The organism is Bordetella parapertussis, from assembly GCF_020735925.1.
In the GTDB taxonomy this organism is placed as follows: Bacteria; Pseudomonadota; Gammaproteobacteria; order Burkholderiales; family Burkholderiaceae_B; genus Bordetella; species Bordetella pertussis.
The window spans coordinates 1,053,720-1,070,469 of record NZ_CP085971.1 but is presented as its reverse complement, the minus strand read 5'-3'; the positions used below and the strand labels follow the sequence as shown (position 1 = coordinate 1,070,469).

Here is a 16,750-nt window from a genome sequence, read left to right as displayed (position 1 = left end):
TGCCCGCATCATGGCAAATACTTCCCACTCCAGCCAGGACCAGTTCGCCAACAAGGCGCAGGCGTGGTCCGCCCGTTTCTCGGAACCCGTTTCCGACCTCGTCAAACGCTACACGGCCTCGGTCGATTTCGACAAGCGCATGGCGCGCCACGACATCCGCGGCTCGCTGGCGCACGCCGACATGCTGGCCGCGCAAGGCATCATCTCGGCCCAGGACCTGGCCGACATCCAGCGCGGCATGCAGCAGATCCTCTCGGAGATCGACGCCGGCTCGTTCCAGTGGCTGCTGGACCTGGAAGACGTGCACCTGAACATCGAGAAGCGCCTGGTGGAGCTCGTGGGCGACGCCGGCAAGCGCCTGCACACCGGCCGCTCGCGCAACGACCAGGTCGCCACCGACATCCGCCTGTGGCTGCGCGACGAAATCGACACCCTGGTCGACCTGCTGCGCCAGCTGCGCCACGCGCTGGCCACGGTCGCGCTGGAGAACGCCGCCACCATCATGCCGGGCTTCACCCACCTGCAGGTGGCCCAGCCCGTCACGTTCGGCCACCACCTGCTGGCCTATGCCGAGATGTTCGGCCGCGACGCCGAGCGCCTGGCCGACTGCCGCCGCCGCGTCAACCGCCTGCCGCTGGGCGCGGCCGCGCTGGCCGGCACCAGCTATCCCATCGACCGCGAGCGCGTGGCCCGCACGCTGGGCTTCGACGGCGTCTGCCGCAACTCGCTCGACGCCGTCTCCGACCGCGACTTCGGCATCGAATTCTGCGCCGCCGGCGCCCTGATCATGACGCACATCTCGCGTCTTTCCGAGGAACTGGTGCTGTGGATGAGCCCGCGCGTGGGCTTCATCGACCTGGCCGACCGCTTCTGCACCGGCAGCTCGATCATGCCGCAGAAGAAAAACCCCGACGTCCCCGAACTGGCGCGCGGCAAGACCGGCCGCGTCAACGGCCACCTGGTGGCGCTGCTGACCCTGATGAAGGGCCAGCCGCTGGCCTACAACAAGGACAACCAGGAAGACAAGGAAGGCCTGTTCGACACGGCCGACACGCTGCGCGACACCCTGACCATCTTCGCCGACATGGCCGGCGGCATCAAGGTCAAGGCCGACAACATGCGCGCCGCCGCCCTGCAGGGCTTTGCCACCGCCACCGACCTGGCCGACTACCTGGTCAAGCGCGGCCTGCCGTTTCGCGACGCGCACGAAATCGTCGCCCACGCGGTGCGCGACTGCGAGCAGCGCGGCTGCGACCTGGCCGACCTGTCGCTGGCCGACCTGCAGGCCTACCATCCCAGCATCGGCGAGGACATCCACCAGGTGCTGACGCTGGAAGGCTCGGTGGCCGCCCGCAAGCACATCGGCGGCACCGCCCCCGAGCGCGTGCGCGAGGAAGCCCAGCGCGTGCTGGCCGAGACCGCCGGCGCCTGACACGGCCCCGCTCCATGTAAAAACCCGGCCTGCGCGCCGGGTTTTTACATGCCGCGCGCGCAGACGCGCTCAGACGGTGACGCCCTGCCATTCGGACACGAACTCGCGGAAATCCGGGCGCTGCGCCGGCGGCACCGCGCAGCCCGGCGTGCCCAGGGCCACGAAGCCCAGGAAGCGGTAGTCCATCGCGTCCAGGCCCAGCGCGTCCTGCACGTCCTCGACGTAAGTGCCCAGGCCCGTGCTCCAGAACGCGCCGTACCCCAGCATGTGCGCGGCGTTGAGGATGTTCATGACCGCCGCGCCGGTGGCCAGCAGCTGTTCCTGCTCGGGAATGCGGGTGTTGTCATGCGAAATCTTCTGCGCCACGGCGATGAACAGCGGCACGCCGGCGGCCCATTCGCGCACCGACTTCTCTTTCTCGGGCGTCATGCGCTTGTCGCCGCTGCGCTTGACCGCCTCGATCGCCAGGTCGGCCAGCCGGCCGATGGCCTCGCCCCGGATCAGCACGAACCGCCACGGGCGCAGCGCGCCATGGTCGGGCGCGCTCATGGCGGCCTGCAGGATTTGCTCCAGTTCGTCCTGCTTGGGCGCGGGCGCGCGCAGGAACTTCATCGAACGGCGCGACGTCAGCGCGTGCAAGGGAGATACGGTCATAGGCGCGGAAAATCTCGACGAGAAGAAAACATATTCTCATCATAGCCCAGCGCAGGGGGCCGGCCGGCCTATTCCCGGCCGCGCGCCAAGGGCATCGCCGCGCTAGCCGAGGTGGGTGTGGCGCTCGGGACGCTCTTCGACCTGCATCTCGCTCAGGCCGTGCAGGATGCCGCAGTCCTCGGCGTCCGGACGGGCCGAGGCGCAGCGCTGGCGCAGCTCGCCCAGCTGGGCTTTCAGCTGGGTCAGCTCGGCGATGCGGGCGTCCACGTGGGCGATGTGCTCGTCGAACACCTGGTTGATCGGAGCGCAGCCGGCCTCGTGGTTGTCCGCCAGGGCCAGGACGGTGCGGATCTCGTCCTGCGTCATGTCCAGCGCGCGGCAATTGCGGATCAGGCGCAGCCGCTCGACATGGGCCTCGCCGTAGCTGCGGTAGTTGTTCAGGCCGCGCTCGGGCGCGGGCAACAGCCCTTCCTTCTCGTAATAGCGCACGGTTTCCACCGTGGTGCCCGCCGTGCGGGCCAGTTCGCCGATTTTCATGGGGGCTCCTTGATCCGGGTGCTTGACCCTATAGTAACTCCAGGGTGTGAAATGCGTCCAACATCCAGAAAGGACGTACCAGATGCCCTCCACGACCCGCGACCTTGCCCTCGATACGCCATCTGGCCAACGCACGGACGCCCACGGCCACGACCACGCAGGCCATGACCATGCCGGGCACGACCATGCCCACGACCATGGCATCCCGGCCTGCTGCGGCCATGGGCACGGCCAGCCGGCCGCGCCCGCGGCCGCCCCGGCCTGGCAGCCCGGTCCCGGCCAGCAGGTCACGCGGGTGCGCATCGGGCAGATGGACTGCCCCACCGAGGAAACGCTGATCCGCAAGAAGCTGGCCAGCCTGCCCGAGGTGCACGAGCTCGACTTCAACCTGATGCAGCGCGTACTGACCGTGCTGCATGCCGACGGCGCGCTCGATCGTATCGACGCGGCGATCCGCTCGCTGGGCATGACGCCCGAGCCCCTGGCCGGCGACGCCCCGGCGACCCCGGCCGGCGCGGCCGCGCCTTCGCGCGGCTGGCGCCTGCTGGCCGCCGGCGGGGTGCTGGCGGCGCTGTCCGAGCTCGCCCACTTCACCGGCCAGCCGGTCTATGTCGCCGCCGCCCTGGCGCTGGCGGCCATCCTGGCCTGCGGGCTGTCGACCTACCGCAAGGGCTGGATCGCGGTGCGCAACGGCAACCTCAACATCAATGCCCTGATGAGCATCGCCGTGACCGGCGCGATGCTCATCGGCCAATGGCCGGAAGCGGCCATGGTGATGTTCCTGTTCAACGTGGCCGAGCTGATCGAGGCCCGCGCCCTGGACCGCGCCCGCCATGCGGTGCGCGGCCTGCTGGACCTGGCGCCGCAGACCGCCACCGCGCGCCAGCCGGACGGCTCGTGGGCCGAGGTGCCGGCGGCGCGACTGCGCCCGGGCGACCTGGTGCGGGTGCGCCCGGGCGAGCGCATCGCCGCCGACGGCACCATCAGCGAAGGCCATTCCGCGATCGACCAGTCGCCCATCACCGGCGAAAGCCTGCCGGTGGAAAAAGGCCCGGACGACGACGTCTACGCCGGCACCGTCAATGCCTCCGGGTCGTTCGACTACCGCGTCACGGCGGCGGCCGGCAATACCACGCTGGACCGCATCATCCACGCGGTCGAACAGGCCCAGGGCGCGCGCGCCCCGACCCAGCGCTTCATCGACCGCTTCTCGCGCATCTACACGCCGGCCGTGGTCGGGCTGGCGGTGCTGGTCGCGCTGGCGCCGCCGCCGCTGCTGCTGGGCCACGCCTGGCTCGACTCCGTGTACCGCGCGCTGGCGCTGCTGATCATCGCCTGCCCCTGCGCGCTGGTGATTTCCACCCCGGTCAGCGTGGTCAGCGGCCTGACCGCCGCCGCGCGGCGCGGCATCCTGATCAAGGGCGGCGTCTACCTGGAGGAAGGACGCAAGCTGCGCTGGCTGGCGCTGGACAAGACCGGCACGCTGACCCAGGGCAAGCCGGTGCAGACCGACCTGGAACTGCTGCACGACGCCAGCGCGGGCGGGCGCCCGGCGCTGCGCGCCGCGGTCAGCCTGGCGGCGCGCTCGGACCACCCCGTGTCGCGCGCGCTGGCCCAGGCCGACCACGCCCTGGACGCGCCGCTGGACGAGGTGAACGGTTTCGCCGCCCTGCCCGGCCGCGGCGTGCAGGGCGAGATCGGCGGCGAGCGCTTCCAGCTGGGCAACCGCCGCCTGATGCGCGAGCTGGGCGTCAGCACGCCCGATATCGAGGCCCGCATCGACGCCTATGAAGCGGCCGGCAAGACCGCCATCGCCCTGGCCGACGGGCAGCGCGTCCTGCTGCTGGCCGCGGTGGCCGACACGCTCAAGGCCAGCAGCGCCGCCGCCGTGGCCGACCTGCACCGGCTGGGCGTGCGCACCCTCATGCTGACCGGCGACAACACCCGCGCCGCCCAGGCGGTGGCCGCCCAGGCCGGCATCGACGAGGCGCGCGGCGACCTGCTGCCGCAGGACAAGCTGGACGCCGTCGAGGCCAAGCTGGATCCGGCCCTGCGCGTGGGCATGGTGGGCGACGGCATCAACGACGCGCCGGCGCTGGCGCGCGCCGACATCGGCTTCGCCATGGGCGCGGCCGGCACCGGCACCGCCATCGAAACCGCCGACGTGGCGCTGATGGACGACGACCTGCGCAAGATCGGCACGTTCGTGCGCCTGTCGCGCGCCACCCACCGCATCCTGACCCAGAACATCGTCCTGGCGCTGGGCATCAAGGCGGTGTTCCTGGTGCTGGCGATGGCCGGCCAGGCCACGCTGTGGATGGCGGTGTTCGCCGACGTCGGCGCCAGCCTGCTGGTGGTCGCCAACGGCTTGCGGCTGCTGCGCGCGGGCAGGCACCAGGCGTCCTGATGACGGGGTGCCTGTCCCCGCGGGGGGACGGGCGCCTGTCCCAGCGGGGACGGGCACCTAGGGCGCCGGCAAGTAGAAGTCAGCGGGAGCCAGTCCCCGTTCGGGGACAGGCTCCCGGGTATATTGCTTTTTCTTATGTTTTCACGATTTCTTATTCTTTGTGGAAAAATAGGCGCGTTGCTAGAGTGCTCAGTTCCGCGGGGCGCTGCGCCCCGTCCACCTCTTCCTGTGGAGCACGCGCCATGAACTTCTCCTTGCGCAAACTGCTGCTTGCCGGCCTGGTGCCGCTGGCCATGGTCGGCACGGCCGCCCAGGCCGACGACCTGGCCGCCATCAAGGCGGCCGGCGTCATCAAGATCGGCACCGAGGGGACCTACGCCCCGTTCAGCTATCACGACGCCAGCAACAAGCTGACCGGCTTCGACGTGGAGATCGGCCGCGCCATCGCCCAGAAGCTGGGCGTGAAAGCCGAGTTCGTCGAAGGCAAGTGGGACGGGCTGATCGCCGGCCTGGACGTCAAGCGCTACGACGCCGTCATCAACCAGGTCGGCATCACCGATGCGCGCAAGGCCAAGTACGATTTCTCGGACCCCTACATCTCGTCGCAGGCCGCGCTGATCGTGCGCGAGGACAACCAGGCCATCAAGTCGTTCGCCGACCTGAAGGGCCGCAAGTCGGCCAATACCCTGACCAGCAACTTCGGCAAGCTGGCGCAGAGCTATGGCGCCGAAGTGGTGCCGGTGCAGGGGTTCAACGAAGCCATCGACCTGCTCATGTCGGGCCGCGTCGAGGCCACGGTCAACGACAACCTGTCGTTTCTCGACTTCAAGAAGCAAAAGCCCAACGCCAAGGTCAAGGTGGCAGCCTACGACAAGAGCAAGGAGTTCAGCGAATCGGGCGTGCTGATCCGCAAGAACAACCCCGAGCTGCAGGCCGCCATCAACAAGGCGCTGGCCGAGCTGAAGGCCGACGGCACCTACCGGAAGATCTCCGAGCAGTACTTCGGCGCCGACCTGTCGGCCGCCCAGTAAAGCCCGCCGCCGGCCCCGCCCGGCGGCGCCGCCCCTCCCCGCCCGCAACGCACAGGAGCCCCCATCGTGCCGGCCTGGCTACAGCTCATGCTCGATTCGTTCTGGCCCCTGCTGCACGCGGGGTTGATGTTCACCGTGCCGCTGACGCTGCTGTCGTTCGCCGCGGGCCTGGCGCTGGCCTTCGTGGTGGCGCTGCTGCGGCTGTTCGGCCCCTGGCCCATCGTGGCGCTGATGCGCTTCTACGTCTGGCTGATCCGCGGCACGCCGCTGCTGGTGCAGTTGTTCGTGATCTTCTATGGCCTGCCCAGCGTCGGCATCGTGCTCGACCCGCTGCCGGCCGCCCTGATCGGCTTCACGCTGAACGTCGGCGCCTACAACTCGGAAGTGATTCGCGGCGCCATCGAATCCATCCCCAGGGGCCAATGGGAAGCGGCCTATTCGCTGAGCATGACGCGCGGCCAGGCCATGCGCCGCACCGTGCTGCCGCAGGCCGCGCGGGTGGCGGTGCCGCCGCTGGCCAATTCGTTCATCGCGCTGGTCAAGGACACCTCGCTGGCGGCGGTGCTGACCGTGCCCGAAATCTTCCAGGCCGCCCAGCGCATCGCGGCGGTGACCTACGAGCCGCTCATTCTCTATACCGAGGCGGCGCTGATCTACCTGGTGTTCAGTTCGGCCCTGTCCTCGCTGCAGGTGCACCTGGAAAAACGCTTCGGCCAGCACGCCGTCTTCGCGGAGCAACATCGATGATAGGGCTGCAAGGCATAGACAAGAGCTTCGGCGGCAACCGGGTATTGCACGGCGTGGACGTCGTCATTCCCGAGGGCAGCGTCACGGCCCTGATCGGCCCTTCGGGCAGCGGCAAGAGCACGCTGCTGCGCTGCGTGAACCTGCTGGAGATTCCCGAGGCCGGCGTGCTGCGGCTGGGGCCGGAAACACTGGCGTTCGACGGTCGGCGCCCGGCGCGCGACGCCGTGCAGCGCATCCGCCGCCAGACCGGGATGGTGTTCCAGAACTTCCAGCTGTTTCCCCACCAGAGCGTGATCGACAACGTCATGGAAGGCCTGGTCACGGTGCAGCGCTGGGACAAGCCGCGCGCCCGTGCGCGCGCCATGGAGCTGCTGGAGAAAGTCGGCATGACCGCCAAGGCCGACGCCTGGCCGGTCACGCTGTCGGGCGGCCAGCAGCAGCGCGTGGCCATCGCCCGCGCGCTGGCGTCGTCGCCGCGCGTCTTGCTGTGCGACGAGCCGACCTCGGCGCTGGACCCGTCGCTGGCCATCGAAGTGGTGGACGTGCTGCGCCGGCTGGCCGGCGAAGGCATGACCATGCTGATGGCCACCCACGACCTGCGGCTGGCCGCCAGCATCGCCCAGCAGGTGGTGTTCCTGGAGGGCGGCGCGGTGGTCGAGGCGGGTACGCCGCGCGAAGTCTTCGCGCAGTCGCGCGATGCGCGCACCGCCGCGTTCGTCTCGACCCTGACCCAGGGCCTGCCCGAGGAATGGAGCGCGCCCGCCTAGGGCTTGGGACGGCCGTCGATATGGCCGAGCGGACGGCCCGGATCGAGATGGTCGCGCACCCGCTGCTTGAGCACCTTGGCCTCGGGAAAGCCGCCGTCGACCTCGCGGTCCCACAGCGGCGCGCCGTTGTAGTGGATGCGGAACACCCCGCCGGTGCCGGGCACCAGGGCCACCTCGCCCAGGTCGGCGCCGAAGGTCGAAAGCAGCTCCTGCGCCATCCAGGCCGCGCGCAGCAGCCACTGGCACTGCGTGCAATACTGGATGGCGATGCGGGGGGGATGGTCTGGCGGCGTGATCATGGCGGCTGGGCTGCGGAATACGCGGGCGCATGCCCGTCGGCCCAGTGTAAAAGAGAAAGCGCCGCGCTTGCGCTGCGTCAAGGCCCGAGCCCTTCCTTCCCCATGCCTAAGCCATAAGATGTATTATAGATACATCTTATAAACCGCAGGAGAGGCCTCGTGGGCGCGCCCGATCTCTGTACCGAAGAAGACATCACGCAACTGGTGCACCAGTTCTACGCCGAAGTGCGGCGCGACGCCGAGTTGGGGCCGATCTTCAACACCCATGTCGACGACTGGGACGTCCACCTCGCCAAGCTGGTCGACTTCTGGTCGTCGATACTGCGCGGCACCGGACGCTTTCGCGGCACGCCCATGCCCAGGCACGTGGCCCTGCCCGGCCTGCACGCGGGCCTGTTCGAGCGCTGGCTGCGGCTGTTTCGCGCCACCGCCGCGGCGCAGCCCAACCAGGCCATGGCCGAACAGGCCTGCCTGATGGCCGGCCGCATCGCGCAAAGCCTGTGGTACGGCTATCAGCTGCACCGCAGCCCCGACCAGGCCCCCACGGACCTCGCCCATGGCTGAACTGCTGCAAATCGACGAGCCCGCCGCCGGACGCGCCGCGCCGCAATGGCGCGCCTTCCTGGAACTGGGCTTTCGTCCGCTCTACCTGGTGGGCGCGGCCTGGGGCGCGCTGTCGGTGGCGCTGTGGATCGGCGCGCCGCAGTGGCTGGGCGGCGCCATGGCGGGCGTCATCTGGCATGCGCATGAAATGCTGTGGGGCTTCATCGGCGCCATCGCGGTGGGCTTCCTGCTGACCGCCGCGGCCACCTGGACCGGCGTCAACCCGCTGCGCGGCGCGCCGCTGGCCGCGCTGGCCGCGCTGTGGCTGGCGGCCCGCGCCGCCTTCCTGCTGCCGGGCATGGCCGCCTTCTGGACCGGCGTGGCCTGCGAGCTGCTGTTCTTCGCCTGGGCCGCGGCCGCGCTGGGCCGGGCCATCTACCGGCGCGGCGCCAGCCGGCGCAACGACGGCGTGCCCTTGCTGGTGCTGGGGCTGGGCGCGGCCGACGCCCTGTATCTGCTGGCCGCCCGCGCCGGCGACTACCCCTTGCTGCTGCAGCGCTTCAACGCGGGCCTGCTGTGCATGGCCGTGATCGCCCTGCTGATCGCGCGCCGCATCATTCCCTTTTTCGCCATGCGCGCCATCGCCGGCCTGCAGATCCCCATGCATACGCGCAGCGGCCAATGGCAACTGGCCGCCGGCCTGGTCGCCGTGGCGGCGACGCTGGCGCAGGCCGGCGCGCTGACCGCCGTGGCGCTGGCCGCGGCCGGCCTGATCGCGCTGGCGCAATGGCTGTCCTGGCGCCCCTGGGCCACGCGCGGCGTGCCCCTGCTGTGGATCCTGTACACCGGCTACCTGGGCCTGGCCGCCGGCCTGCTGGTGGCGGCGGCAAGCGCGGCGGGCGGCATCGCGCGCGCCGCGTGGCCTGCGCACGTCATCGGCATGGCCGGCTTCGGCCTGCTCATCATCGGCATGATCACCCGCACCGCCCTGGGCCACCTGGGCCGGCCGCTGCGCACCGACCGCCTCATGCTCGCCTGCTACCTCCTGGTCATCGGCGCGGCCGCGCTGCGCCTGGCCGCCCTCTGGCCCGGCCCGCACACCCTGGCCGCGCTGCACGGCGCCACCGCCGCCTGGGTGCTGGCGTTCGTCCTGTACCTGTGGCGTTTCGCGCCCCTGCTGGTGCGCCCGCGCCTGCGCGCACCAACCGCCGCCGCCATGCCCGTGCGGTCCCGCCCATGACCTACCCCATCCTGCTGGCCCTGCACCTGCTGGCCGCCTTCGTCTTCATCGGCACCGTCTTCTTCGAAGTCCTGATCCTCGAAAGCGTGCGGCGGCAAGTGCCGCGCGAAGCCATGAACGCGGTCGAGCGCGGCATCGGCAACCGCGCCCGCGCCATCATGCCGTGGGTGCTGCTGGCGCTGTTCGGCGCCGGCATCGGCATGGCCTGGCAGCACCGCGGCGCGCTCGAGCAGCCGCTGGCCAGCAGCTTCGGCCTGCTGCTCAGCCTGAAGATCGTGCTGGCGCTCAGCGTCCTGGGCCATTTCGCCGCCGCCATGCGCTGGCGCCGGCGCGGCCAATTGCGCGGCCGGCGTTCGCGGCGGCTGCACCTGAGCGTGTTCTGCCACCTCGTGGCGATCGTGTTGCTGGCCAAGGGGATGTACTACATCGACGCGTTGCGCTGAGCGTTTCCTGCCCGCCTGGCCCAAATCTGCGAAAATCCGCCGTTGGCCGAACTTTTGCAGTGAGAACCCGTGAAACTCGCGACTTGGAACGTCAACTCCCTGAATGTGCGCCTGCCGCAGGTGCTGGACTGGCTGGCCGCCAATCCGGTCGATGCGCTGTGCATCCAGGAACTCAAGCTGACCGACGACAAATTCCCGCTCGACGCCTTTACCGAGGCCGGCTACCACGCCGCCTGGGCCGGCCAGAAGACCTATAACGGCGTGGCCATCATCTCGCGCGAGCCCGGCTTCGCGCTGGTGCGCAACAACCCGCGCTACGAAGACCCGCAGCAGCGCATCCTGGCCGTGACCCTGCCCAGCCCGGCCGGCGACGTGCGCGTGATCTGCGCCTATTGCCCCAACGGCCAGTCGGTCGACAGCGACAAGTACGTCTACAAGCTGGCCTGGTTCGACGGCCTGCGCGACTGGCTCGAGGAAGAAATGCGCACCTATCCGCGCCTGGCCATCCTGGGCGACTACAACGTCGCGCCGGCCGACGCCGACGTGCACAACCCCGAGAAATGGGAAGGCCAGGTGCTGGTCTCCGAGCCCGAACGCGCGGCCTTCCGCGCGCTGCTGGACCTGGGCCTGACCGACTCCTTCCGCCTGTTCGAGCAGCCCGAGAAATCCTTCAGCTGGTGGGACTACCGCCAGTTCGCGTTCCGCCGCAACGCCGGCCTGCGCATCGACCACGTGCTGCTGTCCGACGCGCTCAAGCCGCACTGCGTGGCCTGCGTCATCGACAAGGCGCCGCGCGCCAACGAACAGCCGTCCGACCACGCGCCGGTCATCGCCACCCTGGCGTTCGGCTGACGCCCGGCGCCGCGGCGGCGCCCCACGCCCGGGAGGCAAGCATGCATATCCTGGTTGCCGGTTTCCAACACGAAACCAACACCTTCGCGCCTTCCAAGGCCGGCTATGACAACTTCCTGCGCGGCGAAGGCTTTCCCGCCCTGGTGCGCGGCGACGACCTGCTGGCGCTGCGCGCCGTCAACATCCCCGCCGGCGGCTTCCTGAACGCGGCCCTGGCGGACGGCCACAGCGTGCACCCCGTCCTCTGGGCCGGCGCCAGCCCCTCGGCGCACGTCACGCGCGACGCCTTCGAGCGTATCGCCGGCGAGATCGAGGCGGCCGCCCGCGCCGGCCGCTACGACGCCGTCTACCTGGACCTGCACGGCGCCATGGTCACCGAACACCACGACGACGGCGAAGGCGAACTCCTGCGCCGCCTGCGCGACGCCGTCGGCCCCGCCACGCCCATCGTCGCCAGCCTGGACCTGCACGCCAACGTGACTCGCGCCATGCTGGCGCATGCCAGCGCGCTGGTGGCCTATCACACCTATCCGCACGTCGACATGGCCGACACCGGCGCGCGCGCCGCCGCCCTGCTGCAAGCGCGCGCGCAGGCCGGCAAGCACTGGCATGGCGCCGCGCGGCGCCTGCCGTTCCTCATTCCCATCAACGGCATGTGCACCCAGCTCGAACCCGCCCGGGGCGTGTATGCCCTGCTGGCCGAGCTCGAGCGCAGCGAACCGGGCATCGCCAGCCTGTCCTGCGCCCTGGGCTTTCCGGCCGCCGATTTCCCCGAGTGCGGCCCAGTCGTCTGGGCCCACGGCCCCGACCGCGACGCCGTCGAGCGCGCCGTGCAGACCCTGGCCGACCGCATCGCCGGGCTCGAAGCCCAGTGGGCGCCCGACTTCCTCGCCCCGGACGAAGCCATCCGCCAGGCCCGGCAGCTGGCGCAAGGCGCCCGCCGCCCCGTGGTCATCGCCGACACGCAGGACAACCCCGGCGCCGGCGGCGACGCCAACACCACCGGCATGCTGCGCGCCCTCATCGACGCGGACGCCGACAACGCCGCCATCGGCCTCATGTGCGACCCCCAGGCCGTCGCCCAGGCCCTGGCCGCCGGCGTGGGCAAGTGCGTACGGCTGCGCCTGGGCGGCCAGTCCGGCGTCGCCGGCGACGCCCCCTGCGAAGCCGAATTCATCGTCGAACACCAGTCCGACGGCAAGACCCGCTACGACGGCCCCATGATGCACGGCATGGCGGCCGACCTCGGCCCCACCGTCTGCCTGCGCCACCGCGGCGTGCGCGTCATCGTCAGCAGCAACAAATCCCAGACCCTGGACCGCAACCTCATCCGCCTGGGCGGCATCGACCCCGAAGACCTCGCCATCCTGGTCGTCAAGAGCTCGGTGCACTTTCGCGCCGACTTCGAACCCATCGCCCACGCCGTGCTGATCGCCAAGGCGCCCGGCCCCATGCAGGCCGACCCCGCCGACCTGCCCTGGACGCGCCTGGCGCCCGGCATGCGCACCCGCCCGCGCGGCCGGCCCTTCGTCCCTGCCCGGCCCTGAAAGCCTGGCGGCCCGTCAAGCCGGCGAAAATTTTCCGCCGGCCGCTACCAAAACGGCCGGAATCCGTGTATAGTTGCGGACTTCATTGGGGCGGTAGCTCAGCTGGGAGAGCGTCGCGTTCGCAATGCGAAGGTCGGGAGTTCGATCCTCCTCCGCTCCACCAAACACCAGACGGAAAAGCCTTGGACACGCCACGTGGTCCAGGGCTTTTTTGTTTCCGGCGTGCCTGTCCCAGCGGGGACAGGCGCGCCCTCCCCGCGCCGCAACAAGCGCCTTGGGTCTGCCTCAGAACGCCGAGTACCCGCCATTGGCGGCGATGGCCTCGCCGGTGATCATGCGCGACTCGTGGCTGGCCAGGAACAGCGCGATGTGGGCAATGTCGATCGGGTCGCCCTCGCGGCACGGATAGCGTTGCGCCGCGCCGGCTTGCGCCGGTGCGCCGGCGTCCAGGTTGCGCAGTATGCGTTCGGTGCGGATGCGGCCCGCGCAGATGGCGTTGACCCGCACTCCATGCGGCGCGTATTCGGCGGCCAGCGCGCGGGTCAGGGCAATCACCGCGCCCTTGGCGGCCGTGTAGGCATGCCCGCCGAAGCTGCCGCGCAGGCCGGCCCCGGACGACATGTTGACGACCGCGCCGCCGCCGGCGCGCACAATCGCCGGCACGGCGTGGCGGCAGCACAGCATGGTGCTGTCCAGGTCCAGGCGCAGGGTGCGGTTCCACAGCGCCAGGTCCACCTTGTCCACCGCCGTATCGCCCGCCACCGATCCGCCGGCGCAGTTGAACAGCGTATCGATCCTGCCGAAATGCTCGACTGCCCGCCGTACGGCCTGGCGCACGCTGTCGTCGTCGGTCACGTCGGCGGCCACGCCGATCGCCTGCCCGCCCTGGCCGCAGATCCGGCCGGCCAGTTGCTCGATGGCGTCGGGGCGCCGATCCAGCAGCGCCAGCGCGGCGCCTTCGGCCGCGAAGCGCAGCGCGGCGGCGCTGCCTATGCCGCCGGCCGCGCCGGTGATCAGGGCGACCCGCCCCGCCAGCCTGCCAGCCGCCGGCGCGCAATCGGTGCGGCCTGCCATGTTCAGGCCCCTGCGCCTGCCGCAGGCGGGAACCGTCCCGCCCACGGCGCGGCGCGCTCGAGCTGCGCGGCCAGGCGCAGCACCAGGTCGTCGCGGCCCAGGGCGCCGATCAGCTGCACGCCGATGGGCAGCCCCTGCCCGTCGATATGCAGGGGCACGCTGGCCGCCGGCTGCCCCGAGGCGTTGATGACAGCCAGGAAGGTCGTGTAGCGGGCCGCCTTCTGGCGAAACGATACGAAGTCGTCCGCCATGCTGATTTCGCCCAGCGGCACCGGCGGGCGCGTCAGGGTGGGCGACAGCAGCAGGTCGTAGCCCTGCATGCAGGCCGCCATGGCGCGGCCCACCGCGTGCAGCGCCTGGATCATGCCGGCGTAGTCGGTGGCGGAAATGCCGCGCGCGCGCCGATAGCCGTCCAGGATGGCCGGCTCCAGGTCGTCGTCGCGCAGGCCGCGCCGCAGGACGGCCAGGCGGGCGTCGACGGCCAGCGCGATATGCGTGCACAGAATGCCGATATGCGCCCGCACGAAGGCCTGGTAGTCGATGGGCGGCGCGGCGATGGCTTCGGTGGCGTGGCCCAGTTGCCGGCACAGGGCCTCGGCCTGCGCCAGCGTCGCCGAGCACGCCGGATCGACCTCGATGCCGTCCCAGGCATGCTGCCACACGCCGATGCGCAATGGCCGCTCGAAAGGCCGGGCCAGAGCGGCCAGGTAGCCGCCTGCCGGCGGCGCCGGCGCCGCATAGGGAGCGCCGCGCTCCATGCCGGCGATCGCATCGAGCGCGGCGGCGGTGTCGCGCACGCTGCGGCTCAGCACGCCATCGCCCGCCATGCCGCCCCATGCCTCGCCGCGCGCCGGCCCCAGGGGCACCAGGCCGCGGCTGGGCTTCAGGCCGAAGACGCCGCAGCAAGACGCCGGAATGCGGATCGACCCGCCGCCGTCGCTGCCGTGGGCCAGGGGCACCACGCCGGTGGCGACCGCGATGGCGGCGCCGCCGCTGGAGCCGCCGGCCGAACGCTGCGGCGCCCAGGGGTTGCGGGCGGGCCCGCCGTTGACGAGCGCCTCGGTGGTGGGCACCATGCACAGCGCCGGCACGGTGGTGCGGGCAAAGGGCAACAGGCCGGCGGCGTCGAAGCGTTCCACCAGCGTGGCGTTGGCGGCAAAACGCATGTCCTTGCACAGCGCCAGCCCGATGCTCGAGGGCAGGCGGTCGCAGGCCAGGCCGGAGTCCTTCAACAGGAACGGCAGGCCGCCGAACACGCCCGTCGGCCGCCAGGCCGCCGCGCGCGCCAGCGCCGCGTCGTAGTCGGGATAGCACAGGGCGTTCAGGGGTTCGGCGCGCTGCCGGGCCAGCGTGATCGCGCATTGCATCAGGGCCTGCGGGTCGGTGGCGCCGGCCCGCAATTGCGCGGACAGCGCCAGGCCGTCCTGCTGCACGTATTGTTCGATGTTCATGACAGACGCCAAGGTCGACGAGCGCGATGGGTCAAGGCCAGGCCGGTCCGCCGTGGCGGGCCAGGAAGCTGCGCAGGTCCGCTACGCAGCGTTGCGGCAGGTACTCGCAGATGCTGTGCCGCTCGCCTTCGTAGACCAGGATCTCGGCCCGCTTGAGGTGGTCGCGCATGGGCTGGTAGGCGTCCATGGCGCCGATGCGGCCGGCCCCCGGAATCACCACCAGCGTCGGGCAGGTGATGCGGTGCAATTGATCGCCCCACTCCTGTTGCGCCATGTAGCCGACGAACCTGCCGATATAGGCCATGTCGTGATCGGACAGCGCATCGAGGAACTGCTCGCAGCGCGGCGTGCCGACCAGCTCCGGAGGGAAGCGATCGTCGATGGTGTCGGCCAGGAATTGCCGCAAGCCCTTTTCGGCCACTCGTTCGAGCCAGGTCGAAGCCTGGCTGTTGCGCAGGCCTGGCGCCGAGCCGAACAGCGCCAGGGTCTCGATGCGTTGCAGGTGCTGCATGGCCAGATGCTGGCCCACGTAGCCGCCGGCCGAATTGCCGGCCAGGTGCACGCGCTCGCAGCCCAGGTGATCGAGCAAGGCCAGGATGTCCTCGGTCAGCACCTGCAGGTCCAAGGGCTTGTCCGCCGGCGGCACGTCGGACAGCCCATGCCCGCGCAGGTCGGCGCGCACCACGCGGTAATCGCGGCTCAGGCCGGGCACCCAGGAGTAGAAGCGCTGGGCATTGGCCATGGCGCCGTGCAGCAGCAGCAAGGTGGGTGCCTGCGTCCAGGGGTCGGTATAGTCGTCCAGGTAATAGCTCAAGCGCACGCCGTCGCGCTCATAGTAGTGCTGCATCATCGTCCTTTCCCTCGTTGGTCATGCGGCGCCGGCGGCCAGCGCCTGCCGTTGCCGGTACGCGTCCACCGCTTCCTCCATGCGCACGAACGTCGCGCCCTCGTCGATCAGGCGCCGCAGCAGGCGCTCGAGCATGCGCATGCGGTGGCCGCGGCCGATCACGAAAGGATGGAAGGTGTAGGTGATGACGCCCCAGTCGAAGTTCTCCTTCAGGTACAGGAAGTCCTCGATCCAGTTGTCCATCACGCTGTTGGCATTCATCAGGCCGGGGATGACGCTCTGCCCGGCGCGCACGAACTCGAAGTGCGGATAGTCGTCCAGCGACCAGCTGACAGGCACCTCGATGAGGCGGGTGGGCGCGCCGAACACCGCGGGTTCGTCCAGGGGAAAACTGTCTCCCTGGCGCACCGGATACGGCAGATAGTCGTGCCCCATCATGCTGCTGTCGTAGTCGAAGCCGTGCTCGAGCAGCAGCGCCAGGGTGTGCGGACTGAGGTCCCACGATGGCGAGCGGTAGCCGCGCGCGGCCCGCCCCGTCAGCGCGCGGATCGCCTCGTTCGCGCGCACCAGGCCGTCGAGCTCTTCCTCGCGCGTCATCAGGTTGGGCGCGACGTGCGTCCAGCCGTGGTGGCCGATTTCATGGCCGGCCTCGTGCACGCGCCGGCAATGCTCCGGATAGCTGGCCAAGGTATGGCCGGGGATGAACCAGGTCGACGGCAGGCCCAGCCGTTCGAGCAAGTCCAGCACGCGGTCGGCCGCCACGGCGCAGAACTCGCCGCGCGACACCGGCGTCGGACTGTCCATGCCGCGCGCCAGCCACACCGAGATCGCGTCGAAATCGAAGGTCAGGCAAACCAGGGATTGTTTGGCGGCCATGGC

The 16,750-nt window shown here is 70.5% G+C and carries 17 protein-coding genes and 1 tRNA gene; 11 read left to right on the top strand and 7 right to left on the bottom strand.

Annotated features, from left to right (window positions below; translation table 11 throughout):
• Positions 1-10: 10 nt before the first annotated feature.
• Positions 11-1,432, top strand: coding sequence for an argininosuccinate lyase (gene argH, locus LK409_RS05095; protein ID WP_003812010.1), 1,422 nt, complete (start codon positions 11-13; stop codon positions 1,430-1,432).
• Positions 1,433-1,501: 69 nt separating this feature from the next.
• On the opposite strand, the gene LK409_RS05090 is transcribed toward argH, so the two are convergent.
• On the bottom strand, positions 1,502-2,086 hold the full coding sequence (locus LK409_RS05090; protein ID WP_010928035.1) for a nitroreductase family protein: 585 nt from the start codon (positions 2,084-2,086) through the stop codon (positions 1,502-1,504).
• A gap of 102 nt (positions 2,087-2,188) precedes the next feature.
• Positions 2,189-2,623 (bottom strand): Cd(II)/Pb(II)-responsive transcriptional regulator, encoded by a 435-nt coding sequence (gene cadR, locus LK409_RS05085; protein ID WP_003812014.1) that lies wholly within the window; start codon positions 2,621-2,623, stop codon positions 2,189-2,191.
• 82 nt (positions 2,624-2,705) lie between these two features.
• Here cadR and LK409_RS05080 point away from each other — a divergent pair, with 82 nt between their 5' ends.
• The 4 genes from LK409_RS05080 to LK409_RS05065 all read left to right on the top strand — a co-directional run bounded on the left by LK409_RS05080 (position 2,706) and on the right by LK409_RS05065 (position 7,575).
• A complete protein-coding gene (locus LK409_RS05080; RefSeq protein WP_010928034.1) occupies positions 2,706-5,030 on the top strand; it encodes a heavy metal translocating P-type ATPase in 2,325 nt (774 codons plus the stop codon).
• Positions 5,031-5,272: 242 nt separating this feature from the next.
• Positions 5,273-6,061: an amino acid ABC transporter substrate-binding protein gene (locus LK409_RS05075; protein ID WP_010926540.1), complete on the top strand. Its 789-nt coding sequence runs from the start codon at positions 5,273-5,275 to the stop codon at positions 6,059-6,061.
• A gap of 66 nt (positions 6,062-6,127) precedes the next feature.
• A complete protein-coding gene (locus LK409_RS05070; protein WP_010928033.1) occupies positions 6,128-6,808 on the top strand; it encodes an amino acid ABC transporter permease in 681 nt (226 codons plus the stop codon).
• Positions 6,805-7,575, top strand: coding sequence for an amino acid ABC transporter ATP-binding protein (locus LK409_RS05065; RefSeq protein ID WP_010928032.1), 771 nt, complete (start codon positions 6,805-6,807; stop codon positions 7,573-7,575). Before LK409_RS05070 ends, LK409_RS05065 begins: the two co-directional genes overlap by 4 nt.
• Here the strand turns inward: LK409_RS05065 and LK409_RS05060 are convergent.
• Complete coding sequence (locus LK409_RS05060; protein WP_003812024.1) at positions 7,572-7,874, bottom strand: SelT/SelW/SelH family protein; 303 nt, start codon at positions 7,872-7,874, stop codon at positions 7,572-7,574. The two genes, LK409_RS05065 and LK409_RS05060, sit on opposite strands and share 4 nt — an antisense overlap.
• 159 nt (positions 7,875-8,033) lie before the next feature.
• Between LK409_RS05060 and LK409_RS05055 the strand changes: the two genes are divergently transcribed.
• From LK409_RS05055 to LK409_RS05030, 6 genes are all read left to right on the top strand, one after another.
• Positions 8,034-8,438 carry a group III truncated hemoglobin gene (locus LK409_RS05055; RefSeq protein WP_003812026.1) on the top strand — a complete coding sequence of 135 codons (405 nt, stop codon included), beginning with the start codon at positions 8,034-8,036 and terminating at the stop codon, positions 8,436-8,438.
• On the top strand, positions 8,431-9,657 hold the full coding sequence (locus tag LK409_RS05050) for an NnrS family protein (RefSeq protein ID WP_010928031.1): 1,227 nt from the start codon (positions 8,431-8,433) through the stop codon (positions 9,655-9,657). The genes LK409_RS05055 and LK409_RS05050 overlap by 8 nt, the downstream gene beginning before the upstream one ends.
• A complete protein-coding gene (locus LK409_RS05045) occupies positions 9,654-10,100 on the top strand; it encodes a CopD family copper resistance protein (protein WP_010928030.1) in 447 nt (148 codons plus the stop codon). The genes LK409_RS05050 and LK409_RS05045 overlap by 4 nt, the downstream gene beginning before the upstream one ends.
• 69 nt (positions 10,101-10,169) lie before the next feature.
• Positions 10,170-10,952, top strand: a complete 783-nt coding sequence (gene xth / locus LK409_RS05040) for an exodeoxyribonuclease III (RefSeq protein WP_010926539.1) — start codon at positions 10,170-10,172, stop codon at positions 10,950-10,952.
• Positions 10,953-10,993: 41 nt separating this feature from the next.
• Positions 10,994-12,499, top strand: a complete 1,506-nt coding sequence (locus LK409_RS05035; protein ID WP_010928029.1) for a M81 family metallopeptidase — start codon at positions 10,994-10,996, stop codon at positions 12,497-12,499.
• Between the two features lie 87 nt (positions 12,500-12,586).
• Positions 12,587-12,662 (top strand) — tRNA-Ala (locus LK409_RS05030).
• Positions 12,663-12,784: 122 nt separating this feature from the next.
• Here the strand turns inward: LK409_RS05030 and LK409_RS05025 are convergent.
• From LK409_RS05025 to LK409_RS05010, 4 genes are read right to left on the bottom strand one after another with little or no spacing between them, the layout of a single operon-like run.
• The gene (locus LK409_RS05025) at positions 12,785-13,573 is read right to left on the bottom strand and encodes an SDR family NAD(P)-dependent oxidoreductase (RefSeq protein WP_010928028.1); all 789 of its coding nucleotides are present in this window, start codon (positions 13,571-13,573) and stop codon (positions 12,785-12,787) included.
• A 2-nt stretch (positions 13,574-13,575) separates the two neighbouring features.
• Positions 13,576-15,024 carry an amidase gene (locus LK409_RS05020; RefSeq protein WP_041937144.1) on the bottom strand — a complete coding sequence of 483 codons (1,449 nt, stop codon included), beginning with the start codon at positions 15,022-15,024 and terminating at the stop codon, positions 13,576-13,578.
• Between the two features lie 31 nt (positions 15,025-15,055).
• Positions 15,056-15,874 carry an alpha/beta fold hydrolase gene (locus tag LK409_RS05015; RefSeq protein WP_010928026.1) on the bottom strand — a complete coding sequence of 273 codons (819 nt, stop codon included), beginning with the start codon at positions 15,872-15,874 and terminating at the stop codon, positions 15,056-15,058.
• 18 nt (positions 15,875-15,892) lie between these two features.
• The gene (locus tag LK409_RS05010) at positions 15,893-16,747 is read right to left on the bottom strand and encodes a polysaccharide deacetylase family protein (RefSeq protein WP_010926531.1); all 855 of its coding nucleotides are present in this window, start codon (positions 16,745-16,747) and stop codon (positions 15,893-15,895) included.
• Positions 16,748-16,750 lie beyond the last annotated feature (3 nt).